Raw genomic sequence first — 19772 nt, 5'->3', positions numbered from 1 at the left:
AGGATAATGAGAAGGTGATCATGGACATGACAGCTTACGTATATCGACTTGCGACTTTGTTAACATGTTTATTTCTGTTAACAAGCTGTTGGAGTAGTAAAGAGCTTAACGAAATAGCGATTGCTACAGCCATCGGAATTGACAAAAGCGATGAGGGTTACTTGCTGACCGTTCAAATCATTAATCCAGGAGAAATCGCCTCAGATAGCCCAACAAATCGGACGGCTACGACAACATATCGTTCTTCTGGAGAAACGCTATTTGAAGCTTTTCGGAGATTAACCGTACAAGCACCTCGAAAGGTTTATTTTTCTCATGTTCAAATCGTGGTGTTTGGGGAAGAAGCAGCGAAAAGTGGCATTGTCCAGCCTCTTGATTTTCTTTCGAGAGACCACGAGATGAGAACGGACTTCCTTCTTGTTATCGCAAAAGACACGCTCGCTGATCAACTCCTAAATATTCTAACGCCTATGGATAAAATTTCGTCCAATAAGATCGTTTCCTCCTTTTATATGTCTGAAAGAAACTGGGCGCCAACTCATACCGTTAAATTAGACGAACTTATGTATAAACTTTCTACCGATGGGAATGAAGCCGTCCTTACTGGGATTTTTATTAAAGGTAATCCTGATCTAGGAAAAGATAGTAGAAGTCTTGAAAAAACAGAGCCTCCTACAACTGTTCAAATTGATCATATTGGTGTTTTTAAAAATGATAAATTAATCGGCTGGTTTAATGAGGATGAAAGTAAAGGGTTTAATTATTTTACAGACAATGTCACGAGTACCATTGTCAATGTTCCTTGTTCCAACAGTAGTACAGGTATTGAAGTCATTAGAACAAAAACATCATTAAAAGCAAGCTTAGAGAATAACACTCCTCATATCGATGCAATCGTGCGTGTAGATGGAAACGTAGGAGATGTGGAATGCGACATTGATATTACCAATCCACAGACAATAAGAAAGTTTGAAGCAATGGTCGAAAAAGACATTCAATCTAAAATGGAGTCAGCTGTTTCTGCAAGTCAAGATAAATTCAACAGTGACATCTTAGGTTTTGGTGCCCTCATTCATCGCGAACATCCAGATCAGTGGCGAATGTTGAAAAATCATTGGAATGAGGAATTTAAAAACGTCGAAGTGGATTACACCATCCACGCCACCATTCAACGTACCGGAAACATCACCGATTCTGTTCAAAGAAAGGATGGTGAGTAAAACGATGTGGTTTATTATCGCTGTCGGTGTAGCCTCGATTCTAGTTACCGTTATGGAAGCAGCCAAATTACGAAAGAAAAAGCAATTGAAAGACCTTTGGGTATATAGCATCCTTCTATGTATCAGTTTTACTTTCTTAGTTCTAAATAAACTTCACATCCATATCCCAACCCCGCTTACGATCGTGAATTTCATACTCGAACCATTGAGTAACGTATTGTATGGATGGTTGCAATAGGCAGGTGGTGCCTGTCACCACCCGTTAATTGTCATATTGTGTCGTATATAAGCAAAGACGCCGTTGAATTCGGCGTCTTTGTAATAGCTCTAATGTCCTTCTCTTTTCCATACATAATACGCTTCTGGATTTTCTAATTTTCTCATCCATGTGCTTTTCTTCGGAGCGACACGATCAGAAACTTTGTACCATACCCCACCTCTCATTTTTCGATATAGCTTCAAACGAGCAAATACTCTGTCACTAAAACTTAGTGAAGGCAATAGTTTCCTCAAGTATTTCATCATGCCTTCACGCACCTCCCTTACTTTCAAGTCAACAGAACATCGTATGCGCTCGTTTTAGACTTCATGACTAAAATAGGCTTTATTTACCAGAAAGGAAATGTCACTCTTGTGGAACAATGAGGAAGAAGAACTTGAAGGAGTGATAAAGAATGGACTTGCACGATTCCAATTACGAGTCAGGACAAGACTACCAAGCAGGTGATGTTGTCTATGTGATGTACCGCAATCCTCATACGTACAGCGTGGCTAACATTCAGGAAGCAGCCGTTGTGAACGATCCTGATGAACCTGGTAAGCTTGCCTTATTTTTGTATGAAACATACTACCCGCTTGATTCTGATATGGCGATCTATCATTCAGAAGCAGAAGCTGAACAGGCCTATGCCACATACTTTGGATCCATAGAATAGGAGGGCTTCCATTGGTCAAACCCTTTGTACCACAGCTCGTCTACATGGAACCACGAGCGTTAGAATATCCACTTGGACGGGAACTACACGAGAAGTTCTCTAAAATGGATATTGAGATTAGGGAAACAACATCACACAATCAAGTACGAAACCTTCCTGGGGATAATCACTTCCAGCAATATCGAGTCGCTAAATCTACTCTCGTCGTTGGGGTAAGGAAAACGTTGAAATTTGATACGTCTAAACCTTCCGCGGAATATGCGATCCCTTTTGCAACTGGTTGTATGGGGCACTGTCATTATTGCTATCTCCAAACAACGATGGGCAGCAAACCCTACATACGCACGTATGTAAATACAGATGATATTTTTGATGCTGCAGAAAAGTACATGCAAGAACGAGCACCTGAACCTACCCGATTTGAAGCATCCTGTACATCGGACATCGTTGGCATTGACCACTTAACGCATACATTGAAACGTGCGATTGAATACTTTGGAAAATCTGATCATGGACGTCTTCGATTTGTGACGAAATTTGCACATGTGGATCATCTACTAGATGCGAATCATCAGGGAAGAACAAGGTTCCGCTTCAGTATGAATGCGGATTACGTTATTAAATTTCTAGAACCCGGAACTTCCAGACTTGATGAGCGCATCGAAGCAGCCGCTAAAGTCGCTGAAGCAGGCTACCCACTGGGCTTCATCATCGCGCCTATCTATTTGTACGATGATTGGAAGCAGGGCTATCTGACTCTATTTGAGAAGTTAGAAGCCAAACTTCCTAAGAGCGCAACGAAAGACTTAACATTTGAACTCATCCAGCATCGATTCACAAAACCAGCTAAGCGCGTTATTCAAAAAAATTACCCAATGTCTAAGCTTGAAATGGAAGAAGAAGATCGCCTTTATAAATGGGGGAAATATGGTATTGGAAAGTACGTTTATCAGAAGGATCAGCAGCAGGACATGAAAGACACATTCGGAAGCTATATAGATAAGTTCTTTCCAAATGCAAAGCTAGAGTATTTCACGTAAGGTCTTAGGCGGTGACAGGCACCGCCCGTTTTAACTCGAACGATGTCGAAACACCAATACTCAAAAAAGGCATGGAAGCGAAGTCGCTTCCATGCCTTTTATATGTACAGCACCATTTAATTTAAAAAGAAAAAATAAGCAAATTTAAACCCAACCCCGCTTCGTCGTCACTATAAGTGTCTCAAAGCCCGCGTAAAAGCAGGTGGGTACCCGCACAGCTACCTTTAACGTCCCGCTCAGAAGGCCGGCTTGTTATTAGCAACTGGATTTAGAGTTCCCGGAAAACTAGCATCGGTTTGAGACAACCGTTGTTAACGTGCGTTGCAGGAAATGGGTATTGCTTATGACTATACTCTACACCTTCGTTTACTAAAAATCAATGGTTGCGATTTCCAGTTCCGTACACTTTCTCCCTTTAAATAGTAGGACAAAAGAGTACCAGTCCATCTAAAACAACCAGCGACTTAATGAAATTACAGCCGTGACTGTGATCATGCTGAGAACGGTTGAAGCAAGTACAATCTGTGCAGAGAGTTCCGGCTCATTTTCATATTCTTGAGCAATAATAGCACTGTTGACGGCTGTCGGCATGGCTGATGATATCAATAACGCTTGGGCCGTAATCCCGTCAATACCTAGTACAAAAATAATCCCCAGTGCAATGGCAGGTCCAAGCAACAGACGTAGCATTAAGCTTACATAAACAACAGATAAATTTTTAGCGAACCGAAGCTGGGCCACCTGAGCTCCTAACGTTAACAAAGCGATTGCCACCATCGAATCACCAATGTACCCTGCAGGAATTAATACAAATTCAGGCAGTTCTACATGGAGTAAATTAAATCCGACTCCAAGAACCATCGCATATAAAACAGGCATTTTAAAATACCCAAGAAGCGCATTTAATTTATTTCCTTCTACCGTCTTTAAAGAAAAGATTCCCCACGAGAACGTGAGAATGTTTTGAAACGTTAAGATGATAACTTGAATCGACATAGCAAACGGATCATGCTTAAAGACAAGATCATTTACCGGTACGCCATAGTTTCCTGAATTGTAGAATAAGATGCTGTTTGTAAACGATGCGCGTACACTTCTACTATAGCCGAATAAACGGCTAATTAAATAAGAAACAACATATAAAATCACAATTAACAAACTAAAAAAAGTAAGCACCGATAAAAACAACGATAGCGAAAAAGCTGTTTCATACAGTTTCAAGAAAATAAAGCCTGGCACAATGAAATAAATATTTACTTTCGCAAGTGTGTACAAATCAAATTGAAAAATACGATGCAGTAAAACACCGATGCCAATGAGAATGAACACGGGTACAATAATTTCAATAAATACACCAATCACAAAGAGTCCCTCAATTCAGTACTGCATTTTATCTACGTATACAGTTTACATGAAAGAGAGCATTTCTTCAGGACGGATGCTTATTCGAAAGAGTTCCTAGATGATTCCACACGATTGAAGCTGCGGTTGTTAAGAAACCTTTTCCTTAAGTGCTTCTCGAAGAATCATGTTAACGGCCTTACGTCGCTTCCATAAGAAACCTATTAGTGCACGATCATCTAAATACTTTTCCTGATCATCACAATAAGAGGCTCCTTTGCAATGCACGGAAAATGAAGCACCTTGATATTTCATGACCGTACACTGTCCTTCTTTTTCTGTATCGTCAAAAACGAAGTAATGTTTTTGACCTATTTGGTCAAATTCAGCAATTTGCTCAAAATTCTTCAACAACGTCTCAACATCTGTTTTACGCTTAATAATGTTCATGGTCTTCCTCTCCTCTTCTCAATAAATAACCCTCTCTGTATTCATATATCATTCGATTTAACTCGCTAAATTCCTTTTTTCCTAAAAACACAACAAAAAGCCAGCCGGTATGGCTGACCTTTTCATTACGATTATTGAAATTCTTCAATCTCATCATATTTCACATCGATTAACTGGTCCTTCTTAGGGTTAACGAGGACATAGACTCTAATTTCCCTTGAATGTCCATTTTCCTTTAACTTAAATTCAAAATCGTATTGCTCTCGAACATCGGATATAAAAACCTTCCCATCATATCTGTAGTCTGTAATTTGTTGATCGGGATACCTTTGACTCGTCTCTTGAATCGCTGTTTTCCCCCACTTCGCATAAGAAGGTGGTTCAGCTCCAACTTGTGCGATCGGAACAAAGAGTATGAAAGTTATTCCTAAGACGGCAATCAGTTTATTTAACAAAGTAACTACCTCCATTCAGTTTACTCTGAAGATAGTATTCATTCCTTTCCTTCTAATCATGCACATACCAGTTAAATCCCTTCGCTAATTTTTAACGGGTGGCAGGAACTTGACAATCATACGGATGAGCACTAACACAAAGATTGTACTGATAAATGTATACATCCAAGTCCAGCTTATATAGTGTATAAGGTTGGTGTATCTTTCTAAAAAGTATTCCACAATGGTAATAATAGAAGAATAAACAGCAGCCTTCATGATAAAACCGATCCATCCAGATCGATAAGTACTCTGATAATAGTAAACGCCTAATACAGGAAATAAGATATATTCATATGTAAAACTGGAATCGAAATGCGTATTAAACAAGTTCACTGGATAGGAAAGCAAATTCTCTTCAACCACAATGACACCAATAATCGATGACAAATAGCCAGTTAACAAAAAGAAGAGAAGCCATTCCTTTATTGGCGGCTTTCTAAGACTGTAAGCAAACAAAAGAACACCAATACCAATTAAAATCCACAGTATTGATACTTCTGATATCATGATTCATCACCTTCAATTTAATCCTCTATTCTATTACTATCTCCTCTATCCCATCTTCATATTCACAGTTGAACGAGGGACAAGGTTTATCCCTTGGAACATCATACCCATCCTTTGAACCAGATATAAAAAAAAGAAAGGAATTCCTGCTCACACGGTTTAACGCCGCACTCTTAGGGGAATCCTAAAGTGTTAGTGATGAAATTGAAGGGAGCCCCTTGCCATGATAAAAAAATTATTACCATGGCAGCTACGAAAATATTTCGAAATGTCTAAACGCATTCGAAAGCATGAACTTCAGGCCACGCTTTGGTATATGCCTGGCTTATACATTTTAGGAGCCTTTGTATTTGTAGCTGTCACACTTTATTTTGATTTAGTTTTTGAACTATCTAGATATGCGCCTGAGATGTTTCGCACAACAGCTCAGCCAACACGATTGCTAATTAGTGCCCTCATAGGCGGTATTTTAACTCTTAGCGCCTTTACACTCAACTCGTTACTCGTTGTTCTCACAACGTTCAGCGGGCAATTCTCACCTAGAATGCTTCTTAACTTCGTTGCTGACCGAACGACACAGCACTTCATTGGAATATTCCACGGTAGCTTTGTTTATGTTCTCGTCATTTTCTTATTTATTACGAGCAAAGAAGACGAATATTTTGTAGCCATACCCGGCATGACCGTACTACTCGCATTTATAACCGTTGTGACATTTATTTTCTTTATTAACCACGCTACGAGTTGGATGCAAGTACACAATATAGCTACAAACATGAAGGAAGAATCCATTTCCATTGTAAGAGAAACGCTTCGAAACGATCTCGAACAATTCCGTGCTGAAGAACCAGGAGATTTAATGGAAAAAGAACGGGAGACCGAAACGCTTATTACAGCTCCTAAATCTGGCTATATTCAGCTCATTGATTTCAAAACGATGATTGACGAAGCTCGGAAAGACCAAGTCATTATTAAACTCCATAACAAAGTAGGAGATTATGTTCTAGAAGGTAACCGCTTCTTCTCATATTGGGGTGCCGGGGCTGAACGAGTTAACCCAGAAAAATATTGCAGCTTTATTGAATTAGGTTATAAAGAAACAGAGATTCAGGACCTAAAGATGGGGATGACCAAGCTATCAGAAATTGGTGTGAAATCACTCGGTAACGATGACCCCCAAACTTCAATCACCATTATTCATCAAATGGCTGACCTCCTTCTTGAAGTGGAACGAGACATTACCTTCACGCCGTACCTTGCCGATCATGAAAAACAAGTAAGAGTTGTGATGGATGCTGAAGATTTCAGTTATTACCTATATCGAGGATTTGGGTACTTAAGACACTACGCCGGTGATAACTATCCAATCATTACGGAAATCATTTCAGCACTTAGCATGGTTTCACAATCCATTAGTAAGGACAAACTGGATGTTGTATGGAACTTCGCCAAAAATTCAATGGATCACATTCCAAAAGAATTCATCTATGATCTTGATCGAGATTATCTCCTGCAGCGTCTCTATGATCTCGCTGTATTTACAGGGCATCAGGAAGATTACAAGCCCATTGAGAAACGTTTAATCCAAATTGAACAACGGCACTCGTAAGGATACAAACCAAAATTCATATAAAAAAGGTGACCTCCAGAGGTCACCTTTTTTATTTAGCGATATGTTGCTACTTTGCTTACAATTTCATCTTCCTGCTGAAGCTCTTCAAAGGAATACACGCCTTCAACAAATATTTGGTGCCAGAGCATAAAGATTAGCACGGTCCAAATTTTCCTTGCGTAATCACCTTTTCCAGCTTTATGCGCTTCAAGAAGTCTCATCACAAGTGATTTATCAATCAAATAATCTGTTTCACTCACATGAATAAGCTGCTTCGCCCATTCGTACAATTCTTGCCTTAGCCAATGACGTATCGGCACAGGAAAACCAAGTTTTTTTCGGTCAAGAACATGGTCTGGCACAACACCTCGTGCCGCCTTACGAAGAATTGATTTTGTTGTGCCATCTGCAATTTTTTCACAAACTGGAATTTCACGTGCTACTCGGAACACTTCTTTATCAAGAAACGGCACACGAAGTTCTAACGCATTTGCCATTGTCATCTTATCCGCTTTTAAAAGAATGTCTCCTCGTAACCACGTTTGAATATCAACATATTGCATTTGATTCACTAGATTATCTTTCTTCACATTCTTATAGAACGGTTTTGTGATCTTTTGATAATGCTCGTTTTGATAATAAGTCGTTAAAAGCTCTTTCTTTTCACTTTCTTCGAACATCTTCGCATTTCCAATATATCTCTCTGAGAGCGGTGTGGATCCACGCTCAAGAAAGCTCTTTCCTCGCATTCCTTCAGGAAAAACTTGAGCAACGCGATTTACCATTTTTTTCATCATTACCGGCATAGGCTTGAAAAGACGGAGCGCATCGGGCTCGCGGTATATGTTGTATCCACCAAAGAGCTCGTCTGCCCCTTCACCTGAGAGGACAACCGTTACATGCTTCCGTGCTTCTCTTGCAACAAAATAAAGCGGAACACAAGCTGGATCAGCAAGTGGATCATCCATATGCCACATGATTTTTGGTAACTTTTGAACATACTCTTTTGCAGAAATCATGTAAGAATAATTTGGAACGTCCAGCTTATCAGCTGTTTCTTTGGCAACATCAACTTCTGAATATCCGTCTCGTTCAAAGCCAACAGAAAATGTTTTAATTTGAGGATTAAATTTCTTGGCCATCGAAACGATAATGGAAGAATCTATCCCCCCAGACAAAAACGAGCCAACTGGGACATCACTTCGCATGTGAACATTAACGGAATCATAAAGAACATTCTGAATGTCCTTCACCCAATTTCGTTCTGTCGTGATCGGTTTAAATGTCGCATGGAAATAGCGTCTCATCACCATGGGCTCATGATGCTTTTTAACAAAATAATGACCAGGCTCAAGCTTCTTTATTCCTTCCGTCATCGTTAGCGGTTCTGGTACATATTGAAAACTTAAATAATGTTGAAGAGCAGAAGGATTCACGGCTTCGAATTCTTCTATCATTGTAATACTTTTTTTCTCAGAAGCAAAAATCAGCTCCTCATCATTCTGCATATAGTAAAGGGGTTTAATTCCAAAAGGATCGCGTGCGCCCACTAATTTCTTTTCTAGCTTGTCCCAAATAAGAATCGAAAACATTCCTCTTAAGTCAGCGAACGCCTTCTCCCCTTTATGTACAAATAACGTAAGAACCACTTCTGTATCCGATTCCGTGTCAAACGTGTAACCTTCTCTCTTCAACTGTTCACGAAGTTCTACATAATTATAAACTTCCCCATTGAAAACCATCCAATATCGCTTATTTTCGTAATGATAAGGCTGATGCCCACTTTCAAGGTCAATAATACTAAGCCTTCTAAAACCAAGAGAAATCGATTCATCTGTATAATAACCTTCGTCATCTGGTCCTCTGTGTGTAATAATTTGATTCCTTTTCACAAAATCCGAATGATCGTAACGGTCCGATTTTCCTGGTTCTGTACGTAACACTCCAACAAAACCACACATAGTTGTAGCCACACTTTCGTTTGAATTAACACTTCCATTGTAACATTGTTGTAATCTAACCGTAACCTTATCGTTATAAAAATTCGTTAGATCGACTGTTTTTATGACAGTATATGTCAATTTATTCAAAAAGAATCAATCTATTAAACGATTTCAACTTGTTAAATGTTTCATCTGATTTATAAATGCGGTAACTTTCTTTATTCGAGAGGCAGTAGGAGAAGTAGGTTGTTATCAATTAGTGGAAAGAAGTCATTCGTCTTATCTAGGAAATTAATTGGAAGTGATCCCTTCTATTAAATCACACTCCTCTTCCAATTCGAACGTTAACCCAAAAAGAAGTCAACTTTCGACAAAATTAGAGGAATTGAATAAAATCTATAGAAAAAAACCTCTCTCATTATGTAGCTCAGAGAGAGGTTTACTTATCATTCTATTGTTGCAAAAACGAGATGAAATATACCCAATAAATGGCTTTCCACTGCTGTCACACGAAGACTAGAATTTTCTACAAGTTGGACTATATTCCGATCAAGGTGACATCCGATTTTTTCTGATACTATTGGATCAAACTTCCTTTGAAGATGTGAAACTATGCGATTCGAACTTATTCCGTGTTCAAACAGTAATAATTGTCCACCTGGTTTACACCACTTCGCCATTTGCTCCAATACAACGTTGGGATGAGGATAGGAGCACATAGATAAGGTAGAGACGACCGTATCAAAGGTATTTTCTTTGAAATCAACCATTTCTACATCTTCCTCGACGATCGTACAGGGATACTGCGTTTCTTTTGCAGCCTCTCTTGCATAGCGAACCATCTCTTCACTAAAATCAACTGCTGTTAGTGAATGAATGTTAGGGTATAGTGGGAAATTCGTTCCTGTTCCCACCGATAATTCCAAAACATCACCACTCGCTTTAGCTAAAAGTTTCTTTCGAAATTTTGTATCTATGGTTGTTTTCTTTCTTCTTTTCTCATACATCTTTGCGTGCTTGTCGAATATCTTTGATTGTTTGGTTGGATTAATAATGAATCATCCTGCCTTCCTTGATCAAAAGTCCCATAGTTATGACCATTCCTACCCTTAAAAGGAACTCTATTTATGATGATACCAAGAATTCAATAGTTAGATGGGAAAACCGCGAAAAAATAAACTACGGTAAACCGTAGCTCTATACTCTTCCTATATAAGTTGCGTTCAGATTGATCCCTTGCTGACCAGGTACCCAATTGGCTTGAACGCTTTTTCCTGTCTTCTCATTATATTGAAGTGCCTGAATTAGTCTTAGAATCTCATATGCATTTCTACCTACCTCAACAGGATAAACCATTTTTGAGACGATCACACCTTTTGGGTTAATAATAATCGTTCCTCGATAGGTAGCACCCGCATTTTCATTTAATACACGGTAATCTCGACTGATTTTATGATTTCGATCACTCACAAGCAAATAATTCACTTTCGATGCAGCCGGGGATACTTCGGTGAAAACCTTATGTGCGTAAACGCTATCTGTACTAATTCCTAAGACTACCGTATTCATAGCCTGAAGCTCAGGATAAATAGCAGCGACCGCTGCTAATTCTGTCGGTCAGACAAACGTAAAGTCGCTAGAATAGAAAAAAAGAATGACCCATTTCTCCCGGTAATCCTCTAAGCTGATTCTCTTTATTTCTTTTTGAATCGGATCAAAGGCCTCAGCACGAAATAATGGCGCCTTGTCTGTTGTTTGTGCGCAGTTTAGTCGTTGATAAAATTGCTGCTCTTCATGCTCCACGTCCCCACCTCTTTTCACAGGCAGTATATGTACAAGAGGCTGTCCATTTGTCTGTTTCTTTTATTCCTCTAATCCCTAACGATCATAACCGTTCACTTAAAGCGTTTTATATCATAGAAAAAGAGACTTTCTTTTTACTAAAGAAAGTCTCTTTCATTTAAAGGTTTACCCTTTCATTGCTGCCCATTCTTCACGAGATGGTCCGACCATTCCAGGTACAGTAAGACCAGCCTGGCGCATAAGCACTGTCATTTGTCCTCGATGATGCGTCTGATGTTGGAGCAAGAGAAGAAGAATCGTTCCGTAAGTTGTCTCACTGCCAAAGAATGTGGTTGTTTCTGTTAGCTTCTCATCATTCCACTGCTCCTGAAGAGTGCTCACGAACTCTTCAGCAGTTTTTTTATACAAAGCTGAGATTTCTTCTGCCTTAAAGGATTCACGTTCCTTCATCGGTTGAAGATCGAGCCCAGCACTCGACATCATATAAGTAATCGCTTGTGACAAGTGAACACCTAGCTTTTCAAGTGTAAAATGATCTGGCGCTACTTGCTGTGAAAGAGATTCATCTGTTAGATGATCCATTAGTTTAACTGTTTGAGTCGTCTCACGTTCCCATGTTCGTACAAAATCTTCAAGTGATCGAAACATCAAATAACCTCCTGAATATGTATTCATTCTTTACTTCATTCATTTTACACCTCATTCTTGAGCAAATAAAGTGAGAAACGTTCAGAAAACAAAAATACCCCTCACAAAGAGGGGGGAGAGAATAGGCTATACATCACTCTATGCTAATACATCTCTTCATATGCTAAAACACAAAACCTTCTTTCCTCTTAGCTATGTTAGCTGTAACGGAGGATTTCGCGAAACTTGGCGATTAAGCTCGATATTTCTTGTATTTATCGAGGCTTATCAACCCCAAAGTGGTTTTTCAACAAAAATACAATTGATTTTTTCAGATCGTTAGGCATCCTATATGAATTATGTTATTATATAAATCAGTTTAAATGGAAAAGAGGGATTTACATGGAGGAAGAACAGGAAATCATTCTCCCTGAAATCGGAAGTCTAGTCGAAATCGATAACCGAAAAGCTAAAGTCGTTAGCTTACTAAACAATACGATTGTAGCCGAATGGGAAGAATACTCAGAAGACGAATCAAAACGAATCGTCGTAAGACACGAAGAATATAAAATGCTTTAATAAAAGAAAAGCTCCAGCGCCCGGTTAGGTCCGACAAGCGCTGGAGCCTTTTAATTTGAACACGCCCTTTGTGTTCAGAGTAAAAGGCGAAGCGACTCGAGGACCTGGGCGCTGGAGCTAGATCAGAAAAGCGCAAGCGCCCGGTAGGTCCGACAAGCGCTGGAGCCTAATGAAACAACACCGAAAGAACAGGGGCAGTTCAATCTCCCCTGTCCTTTCTTATATTATCTTCTAATCCACCATTCACTTAATAAAACAAACAGCAAGACCACAACGCCCGCAAACCAGGGGAACCAATCAGGAACGTATTCCCATCCAAACAATTCTATGCCCCCTATCATTAATAAAGGGAATAAAAAAGAGACTTCACTAAGCCTCTATTTAATCCCAATCCATTTTCATTTTAATGTATCAGTTTCCTCAGCAGACACTTTATCCAACAGCTCTGCATAAGCCCTTTTAAACTTCTCGTATGTTTCAGGCCCATTTGCCTGTTCATTATTTTGAAAAAGCTGCTCAAACGCATAACCTTTCGCTTCTTCCAATGAACATTCTCTCGCACTCATCACGAGCTCCATATAAGATTTAAAATAGGCTTTACTCAGCGTTCCCGCGTTTTTAGTAATCATTCTTCTCACTCCTTACATCAAGATGTTGCTTGCCCACATTATAGTAGGCTTCTTGATCAGAAAGCAATTTTTATGGGATTACTTTATCGCATCCTTTTTCTCAACAAACGGTAAGCGAATCGTGAATGTCGTTTCTTCTTCACTAGAATGACAGTTAATTTCCCCGTGGTGATTCTGGATGATCTTTTGACACACATACAATCCGATGCCCGTGCCAAGTTCTTTTGTCGTATAAAAGGGTTCAAAAATGCGATCCAGGGTTTTGTCTGAAATTTTTGGTCCATTATTTGTGATGCGAATGGTTAACATTCCTTCTGCTTGTTCTCCCGTGATCCGTATTAGGCGAGGAGAACCTTCAGCTTTAAGAGCATCTAACGAGTTCATAAGAATATTCAAGAATACTTGTCGTAGTTTATCTTGCTGTCCATATACAGAAAGATTCGCTGGAAATTCATTAACAATTCGCACATCAATATCAATAATACTCGGATAAATGAAGGCAATAATCGAGTCAAACAGACCCTTAACCTCCAGCCACTCTTCCTGTCCGCTATCAATCTCCTTTTTGGAGACATGCAGAAATTGAGCAATGCGAAAGTTTAGCTGTTGCAGCTCATGATCGATCACTTCAACATATTTCATATCGGGATACTCTCTTTGTAGAAGCTTCACAAATCCTATAATGGCTGTAAGGGGATTCCTGAACTCATGAACGAAACTAGAAGACATCTGGCCCAGGATGGAAAGCTTCTCCTGATGGGTTTCATCTATAAAAGAAATCTTTTCCTGCAATTCATTTTCCTTCAGCTTTGTATATTCGGTTACGGCATGATAAGAAAACAGATCAAATAAATCATTTATGGAGTCAAGAGTGTTCTGAAGATCATTCACATTCACTTTAGAATACGTTATATGCTTCATGAGAACGCTTCTTCCAGCATTCACGTTATAAATAAAATCTCCTATGTTTACATTCGCTTCTGCTCGCTCAACCGCTACTTTGTGCGCAAGTGTCACAATCTTCTCATGAGCAATTGGCTCTTTTATATTTTGTTGAACAAGACGATACATGAGAATACCATTTGCTTCCACTTTATCTCGGTGTATGTCTGTCTTAGAAATCCGTATTTTTTCTTTCCATTTGATAAGATAGCTTTCAAGATTATGATCGAGATAGTCTAGTAGTTGCTCTCGAACAGCCATACTTCCTTCACCCCTTCCTGCCTTAGTCGGTGATTCATGGTTATATTTTCAAGTATAACAGTAAATAGAGGGTATTTTATAGATGCATTGTAGAGAGATAATCTATTATTGGTGGATAAAGATCGTCAATCAATGAAAGAAAATCTCTCTTCTTCTTTCCTATAAAAGTAATTCGAACGATATAAGCCAAAAGTGAATATCTCTACAACTGTCGTAAAACAAGTCGTTAAAAGGTATTCAATGCATGTAGTATTGGTGATTGTCTTACAACTCTCACATGCAAAATAAAGCGCTTTACTGATACTCTTACCTATTCGATTTCTTTGATTACCCTCGCTGGATTCCCACCAACCACGACATTCTCCGGCACATCTTTCACAACTACAGCACCTGAAGCAATAACAGCATTGTTTCCGATTGTAACGCCCGGATTAATGATGGCGCCTCCACCAATCCATACGTTGTCTCCAATGAAAACCGGCTTTCCATATTCTTGACCCGAATTGCGTTCCGTCGGATCAAGCGGATGTGTTGCTGCATATATATGGACACCTGGTGCTAGCATGCAATTGTCACCAAAGCGTATTTCACAAATATCGAGAAACACGCAGTCGAAATTCGCAAAAAAGTTCTCTCCTACGTGAATGTTGTAACCATAATCACACTTAAAAGTCGGTTCAATATAGAGATTTTCTTTCGTAGAACCAAAGAACCCCTTCAATAACCGCGTTCTATCTTCTATATCTGTCTCAATTGTTTGATTGAATAACCTAGTTATTTTGCGTGCATGAAGACGATCTTTCTGCAATTGCTCATCCTCTGGTCGATAATATTCTCCCCTGATCATTTTTTCTTTTTCTGACCTCATATAACTCGCTCCTATCTCCTCTAAGAATGGTTATTCACGATAAAACCGTTGTGTTCACAGTCCAATTTTTTAAATAAAATAACATATCCGCCCATAAATCTTCATTCTCTGTGAGAAAATGACCTCCGTTCGGAATGAGGGTCACCTCTATTAAAGGTCCTCGTTTCGCTAGTTTACGAACTTCATTTACAGGTGATAACGTATCTTTCTCTCCGTGCCAAAATCTTAACGGCCCTTTAATCTCGCTAATCTCAAATCCCCAATCTTTCGATAAGAGATTCGTTTCATAGATGACTCCTTCTACACCCTGTCTATAAGCTTCCTTCGCGTGATATAGTCCTGTTTCCACAAGAGCCTCTTCTCTCAAAAAGGCACGGTCCCACTCAGAAAGATGACGATGATTCCCAGCTAACATAGCATTTCGATACTTATGTGGATGACTTTCAAGCATTTTCTTTTGAGCTAAATTCGCTTTCTTAATGAGCCAAGGAAAATACTTTGATAAAAAAAAGGCAATCCGATTTTCTTTCGCCATTTCCTTTGGGGCTCTACCTTTTTTAAATGGCGTAGCTGAAGAAACAAGAGCTGTATTTTGGATTCGTTCAGGCAATGCATAAGCGCATGCCGCAGCGAATGGACCTCCTCCAGAAACACCCAAGACAGAGAAATGCCTTAAACCAATATGCGTAGCGAGCTCCTCTACATCCACAGCCCAATCAAGGATCGTTCTATTTTTTTGAAAAGTGGAGAGCCCATAACCCGGTCGATCTGTTGAAATTAAGTAAATCCCCATCGCTTTGGCCAGTTCATCATCTTCTAAAAACCAGATGCGTGACCCTGGTGTTCCATGAAAAAGCATAATCGGTATACCAGTAGGATCGCCATACTTCCAATAGCCAAGTTTTCTTCCATCACTTAAAACCATCGACTTCTCCTGCATAAGCCCCTCCTTGTGGTTGTCCTATCGCAAAATGGATGAGAAGGTGAACAGCACTAACAATTATTTTCTTTCCCTACAGTAAAGCTTGCTATCTCCCCTAAATAATAACATTTTTAGTTAGGAATTTGATGAAATTAAAAAGAACGCTCAGAATAGAAGGAAAACACTGAAATTGAAAAGATCATAAATGAATTCTTCTTACCTCTTGACCCTTACGTTGCGTTATCCACTAAAGTTAAATTTGAAAGGGGGACATTTAGCAGATGAAACGAGTAAAAGAAGTAGCGGAATTAACTGGAGTCAGCGTTCGAACCCTTCATTACTACGATGAAATCGGACTTTTAACACCAGCTACTACAGAAGCTGGTTACCGTCTTTATTCGAAGGACGATCTTGAGAAGCTTCAGCAAATTCTCTTTTTTAGAGCACTTGATTTCTCGCTGAAGAAAATTAAAACCATTCTAGAGGAACCTGATTTTGATCGAATGGAAGCGCTCAACTATCAAAAAGAAATTCTGCATGAAAAAAAACAACGTCTGGATAAGATGATCACCATGATTGATAAAACGATCCAAAATGTGAAAGGAGAAAGATCAATGACAGATCAAGAGAGATTTGCTGGATTCGATTTTAGCCAGAACCCATATGAACAAGAGGCACGCGAGCGTTATGGAGATGAAGCCATCAATCGTTCTAAACAAAAGATCAACAGCTTATCAAAGGACGAAAAAAATGCGCTCGGTCACTCATTTGATTCCATTTATAAAAGACTGGCTGATCTTAGAAAGGGTTCACCGGAAGCAGATGAAGCGCAGAAAGCGATTCACGATTGGTATGAATTTCTCAATGGAAATTTCGGATACCGTTATACGCTTGAAGCGTTTGAAGGACTTGGTCAAATGTATGTAGACGATGAGCGCTTCACGAAAAATATTGATCAATATGGAGAAGGTCTCGCGCTTTTTATGCGAGATGCCATGAAAGTGTATGCTGATCAACACAAGTAGAAATCACCAAACAGGTGAGCTCAACCTCTTAAGAAGTTGAGCTCTTTTCTTAATCATTCTTTTTTCCTTTAGTAGAACCAAACCCAACCCCAAGGGCGATTCCAACACCAAGTCCAAGTGGAATATTATCCAAGGCGACACCTACTCCTGCTCCAATGGCTATTCCAAGACCAACGCCTAAACCCATCCTGCTTTCACTTTTTGGTTTACTCACAAATATCTCTCCTTATTAAGGGATTGTCTTACTCTTTACGAATGAGCGGGAAAAAGGTTACATCTTTCGGGACAGCCAGACGGTTTCCTCTCACAAAAGAAACTCTTCCTATTTATATTAGGAAGAGTTTCTTCTAGAGGGCCTTTCTCATTTCTTAGAATAATGTTTGCATAATTTAATTCGCTAGCTATTTGCTTTAATTTTCAGTAGCCACTTTGCTTTTCTGAACTGAATCTTCTTTAGTAGCTTTCGGTTTTCGAATAAACAAAGCTAAAACAAGTCCAATAATAGCTGAAATACCCGCTACGATAAAGGAAACGTTAACGCCATGAACAAGACCTTCAACTCCGCGTGACGGCTGAGCCGCCTGAGACATCACGGTTACGAGTAGCGCGGTCCCAACAGCACCGGACACTTGACGCATTGTATTGTTCATTGCTGTGCCGTGTGGAATGAGGTGAGCAGGAAGCTGATTTAATCCTGCCGTTGTAACTGGCATCATCACCATCGCTACCCCAAACATTCTGATCGCATTCACAATAGCTAAATAAGCGAACGTCGTTTCTGGTGTTAAATTTGTGAACATAAATGTCGTCACCGTTACGATAATCAAACCAATGATCGCAAGCCACTTTGCTCCAAATTTATCGAATATCCTACCAGTAATCGGGTTCATAAAGCCCATAATCAGAGCCCCTGGCAATAGCATTAATCCTGATTCAAATGCGGTGAATCCAAGCATATTCTGCATAAGAAGCGGCAGAACAGTTGCAGCACCGATCATGGCAATAAAGACAACCATCCCAAGCACAGTTGTTAATGTGAATAGCTTATATTGAAACACTCTAAATTGAAGCACAGGCTGCTTGAGTTTTAACTGACGTAAGATGAACCAGCACAATGTCACACTACCGATGAGCATGGCGATAATCACCTGTTCACTTCCCCATCCGTTTGTACCAGCACTACTGAACCCATACAATAATCCACCGAAACCTAACGATGAAAGAACGATCGATAGAATATCTAGCTTCGGATTCGTTTGCTCTGTCACGTTTTTCAAAATCAAATACGCAATAAAGAAGTCAATAATCACGATCGGCAGGATCACATAAAACAAACTTCTCCACGGGTATTGCTCCACAAGCCAGCCTGATAAAGTCGGCCCAATCGCTGGTGCAAAGGAAATCACAAGCCCAAACATCCCCATCGCTGTACCCCTTTTTTCAACAGGGAAAATTAAAAAGAGGATCGTTTGCATAAGCGGAATGATAATCCCGGCTCCAGATGCCTGGATGATACGCCCTACCATCAAGAGTGGAAAGTTCGGGGCAACGGCGCAAATAGCTGTACCAACCGCAAATAGCCCCATCGCGGTTAAGAATAGTGTTCTTGTTGTGAATTTACCTATTAGAAAAGCTGTAATTGGAATCATCACGCCATTAACTAGCATGAAAATCGAGGTTAACCACTGGGCTGTACTTGCCTCCAAGTCTAGATCGACCATGATATGTGGCAATGCCGTCGCAAGCAGCGTTTGATTTAGAATCGCTGCAAATGCACCTGACAATAGCACGATTAAGAGCGGTACTTTATTAAAAGAACCGATTCCTTCTGATGATTGTTTAGTGTCGTTCATGTTCTCCCTTCTTTCTCAATGATTCTCTATTTTCCCGATGTCCTTCAGGAAGGTGTTCGAAGTAGACCGGATTGAAGAAGTCTAAGCTCAGTCTGGTATTTTGCCATCGCATCTGGAATCGATAAGTTATTAGAGATACTGTGAATCAAATTATGAAACGTAACGGCTGTTAAAATCTGCATAATATGAAACACCTCTTTCCTACTTGAAACATTTAAGTTCTCATGATCAACGAGGTCATAAATGTCATCATAGCGATGGTTTGTTACATCCTCGGTTAAATACTGCGAGAACGTATTCTCAATCTTATAGTTCATATTAAGCAGTACATTTCGAATAAAGTCCCTCTGACCAGTATCCTCTGAATGCTCTAATGTAGATCTAAAGATCTCACTAATTGCTTTGAAGAGATCTCCTTCAAACTTCTTTAGATTGGCAATTAAATGTTCATGACGTTCTCTTGCATGTTCATTTAATAAATAAAAGAAAGCATCTTCTTTATCCTCAAAATATTGATAAAAGCTCCCTCTTGGTATACCTGCGGTTTTCAAGATATTTGAAATCGATGCATCATAGAGCGATACTCTAGAAAACTCTTTTTTTGCTGCATCAATTAGTATTTGCTTTTTCTCTTCTTTCAAATTAAAAAAGGTTGCTTTTGGCACATTGAATCACCTACCACTAAAATTATGACACCGTGTCATATCGCCAAACCTAC

At 39.5% G+C, this 19772-nt stretch carries 23 protein-coding genes and 1 other RNA gene; 7 read left to right on the top strand and 17 right to left on the bottom strand.

The window, feature by feature from the left end:
- Positions 1-26 precede the first annotated feature (26 nt).
- Positions 27-1220 (top strand): Ger(x)C family spore germination protein, encoded by a 1194-nt coding sequence (locus AC0VYO_RS07435; protein ID WP_475368782.1) that lies wholly within the window; start codon positions 27-29, stop codon positions 1218-1220.
- Entirely contained in the window at positions 1213-1458 is a 246-nt protein-coding gene (locus tag AC0VYO_RS07430) for a hypothetical protein (RefSeq protein WP_475368781.1), read from the top strand. Before AC0VYO_RS07435 ends, AC0VYO_RS07430 begins: the two co-directional genes overlap by 8 nt.
- A gap of 89 nt (positions 1459-1547) precedes the next feature.
- Here the strand turns inward: AC0VYO_RS07430 and AC0VYO_RS07425 are convergent, their stop codons facing one another.
- Entirely contained in the window at positions 1548-1733 is a 186-nt protein-coding gene (locus AC0VYO_RS07425; RefSeq protein ID WP_475368780.1) for a hypothetical protein, read from the bottom strand.
- 161 nt (positions 1734-1894) lie between these two features.
- Between AC0VYO_RS07425 and AC0VYO_RS07420 the strand changes: the two genes are divergently transcribed.
- Positions 1895-2155 carry a transcriptional regulator SplA domain-containing protein gene (locus AC0VYO_RS07420; RefSeq protein WP_475368779.1) on the top strand — a complete coding sequence of 87 codons (261 nt, stop codon included), beginning with the start codon at positions 1895-1897 and terminating at the stop codon, positions 2153-2155.
- An 11-nt stretch (positions 2156-2166) separates the two neighbouring features.
- Positions 2167-3195: a spore photoproduct lyase gene (splB, locus tag AC0VYO_RS07415; protein WP_475367054.1), complete on the top strand. Its 1029-nt coding sequence runs from the start codon at positions 2167-2169 to the stop codon at positions 3193-3195.
- Between the two features lie 149 nt (positions 3196-3344).
- Here the strand turns inward: splB and ssrS are convergent.
- The 5 genes from ssrS to AC0VYO_RS07390 all read right to left on the bottom strand — a co-directional run bounded on the left by ssrS (position 3345) and on the right by AC0VYO_RS07390 (position 5990).
- Positions 3345-3528, bottom strand: a non-coding RNA gene (ssrS, locus tag AC0VYO_RS07410) — 6S RNA.
- 114 nt (positions 3529-3642) lie between these two features.
- A complete protein-coding gene (locus AC0VYO_RS07405) occupies positions 3643-4557 on the bottom strand; it encodes an AEC family transporter (RefSeq protein WP_430242398.1) in 915 nt (304 codons plus the stop codon).
- A 129-nt stretch (positions 4558-4686) separates the two neighbouring features.
- On the bottom strand, positions 4687-4986 hold the full coding sequence (locus tag AC0VYO_RS07400; RefSeq protein ID WP_475368778.1) for a hypothetical protein: 300 nt from the start codon (positions 4984-4986) through the stop codon (positions 4687-4689).
- A 131-nt stretch (positions 4987-5117) separates the two neighbouring features.
- Positions 5118-5456: a DUF3889 domain-containing protein gene (locus tag AC0VYO_RS07395; protein WP_475368777.1), complete on the bottom strand. Its 339-nt coding sequence runs from the start codon at positions 5454-5456 to the stop codon at positions 5118-5120.
- Between the two features lie 69 nt (positions 5457-5525).
- Entirely contained in the window at positions 5526-5990 is a 465-nt protein-coding gene (locus AC0VYO_RS07390) for a CBO0543 family protein (RefSeq protein ID WP_475367050.1), read from the bottom strand.
- Positions 5991-6213: 223 nt separating this feature from the next.
- On the opposite strand from AC0VYO_RS07390, the gene AC0VYO_RS07385 reads away from it, so the two are divergent.
- Positions 6214-7599 carry a DUF2254 domain-containing protein gene (locus AC0VYO_RS07385; RefSeq protein ID WP_283152468.1) on the top strand — a complete coding sequence of 462 codons (1386 nt, stop codon included), beginning with the start codon at positions 6214-6216 and terminating at the stop codon, positions 7597-7599.
- 56 nt (positions 7600-7655) lie between these two features.
- Here AC0VYO_RS07385 and asnB read toward each other — a convergent pair whose 3' ends face one another.
- The 4 genes from asnB to AC0VYO_RS07365 form a co-directional block, all read right to left on the bottom strand.
- A complete protein-coding gene (gene asnB / locus AC0VYO_RS07380) occupies positions 7656-9563 on the bottom strand; it encodes an asparagine synthase (glutamine-hydrolyzing) (protein ID WP_475369048.1) in 1908 nt (635 codons plus the stop codon).
- A gap of 428 nt (positions 9564-9991) precedes the next feature.
- Entirely contained in the window at positions 9992-10552 is a 561-nt protein-coding gene (locus AC0VYO_RS07375) for a class I SAM-dependent methyltransferase (protein WP_475367049.1), read from the bottom strand.
- 190 nt (positions 10553-10742) lie between these two features.
- Positions 10743-11348: a peroxiredoxin gene (locus AC0VYO_RS07370; protein ID WP_475368776.1), complete on the bottom strand. Its 606-nt coding sequence runs from the start codon at positions 11346-11348 to the stop codon at positions 10743-10745.
- Between the two features lie 165 nt (positions 11349-11513).
- Positions 11514-11996 carry a DinB family protein gene (locus AC0VYO_RS07365; RefSeq protein WP_475368775.1) on the bottom strand — a complete coding sequence of 161 codons (483 nt, stop codon included), beginning with the start codon at positions 11994-11996 and terminating at the stop codon, positions 11514-11516.
- 381 nt (positions 11997-12377) lie between these two features.
- On the opposite strand from AC0VYO_RS07365, the gene AC0VYO_RS07360 reads away from it, so the two are divergent.
- Positions 12378-12554: a hypothetical protein gene (locus AC0VYO_RS07360; protein ID WP_194220982.1), complete on the top strand. Its 177-nt coding sequence runs from the start codon at positions 12378-12380 to the stop codon at positions 12552-12554.
- A gap of 398 nt (positions 12555-12952) precedes the next feature.
- Here AC0VYO_RS07360 and AC0VYO_RS07355 read toward each other — a convergent pair whose 3' ends face one another.
- The 4 genes from AC0VYO_RS07355 to AC0VYO_RS07340 form a co-directional block, all read right to left on the bottom strand.
- A complete protein-coding gene (locus AC0VYO_RS07355) occupies positions 12953-13183 on the bottom strand; it encodes a hypothetical protein (protein WP_475368774.1) in 231 nt (76 codons plus the stop codon).
- Positions 13184-13261: 78 nt separating this feature from the next.
- The gene (locus AC0VYO_RS07350) at positions 13262-14386 is read right to left on the bottom strand and encodes a histidine kinase N-terminal domain-containing protein (protein ID WP_475368773.1); all 1125 of its coding nucleotides are present in this window, start codon (positions 14384-14386) and stop codon (positions 13262-13264) included.
- A gap of 310 nt (positions 14387-14696) precedes the next feature.
- Positions 14697-15254: a maltose acetyltransferase domain-containing protein gene (locus tag AC0VYO_RS07345; RefSeq protein WP_475367044.1), complete on the bottom strand. Its 558-nt coding sequence runs from the start codon at positions 15252-15254 to the stop codon at positions 14697-14699.
- Positions 15255-15288: 34 nt separating this feature from the next.
- Positions 15289-16194 carry an alpha/beta fold hydrolase gene (locus AC0VYO_RS07340; RefSeq protein ID WP_475368772.1) on the bottom strand — a complete coding sequence of 302 codons (906 nt, stop codon included), beginning with the start codon at positions 16192-16194 and terminating at the stop codon, positions 15289-15291.
- Positions 16195-16457: 263 nt separating this feature from the next.
- On the opposite strand from AC0VYO_RS07340, the gene AC0VYO_RS07335 reads away from it, so the two are divergent.
- Positions 16458-17201, top strand: coding sequence for a MerR family transcriptional regulator (locus AC0VYO_RS07335; RefSeq protein ID WP_475367042.1), 744 nt, complete (start codon positions 16458-16460; stop codon positions 17199-17201).
- A 49-nt stretch (positions 17202-17250) separates the two neighbouring features.
- Here the strand turns inward: AC0VYO_RS07335 and AC0VYO_RS07330 are convergent, their stop codons facing one another.
- From AC0VYO_RS07330 to AC0VYO_RS07320, 3 genes are all read right to left on the bottom strand, one after another.
- Positions 17251-17415, bottom strand: coding sequence for a glycine zipper domain-containing protein (locus AC0VYO_RS07330; protein ID WP_430241371.1), 165 nt, complete (start codon positions 17413-17415; stop codon positions 17251-17253).
- 196 nt (positions 17416-17611) lie between these two features.
- A complete protein-coding gene (locus tag AC0VYO_RS07325) occupies positions 17612-19054 on the bottom strand; it encodes a DHA2 family efflux MFS transporter permease subunit (RefSeq protein ID WP_475368771.1) in 1443 nt (480 codons plus the stop codon).
- Positions 19055-19098: 44 nt separating this feature from the next.
- Positions 19099-19719, bottom strand: coding sequence for a TetR/AcrR family transcriptional regulator (locus tag AC0VYO_RS07320; protein WP_194220975.1), 621 nt, complete (start codon positions 19717-19719; stop codon positions 19099-19101).
- Positions 19720-19772 lie beyond the last annotated feature (53 nt).

The sequence above is a fragment of the Anaerobacillus sp. 63XJN7_4_ISO-PGPR-S23-413 genome (genome assembly GCF_056173725.1).
The sequence above is the reverse complement of the archived record's forward strand: the minus strand, read 5'-3'. Positions and strand labels throughout refer to the sequence as shown.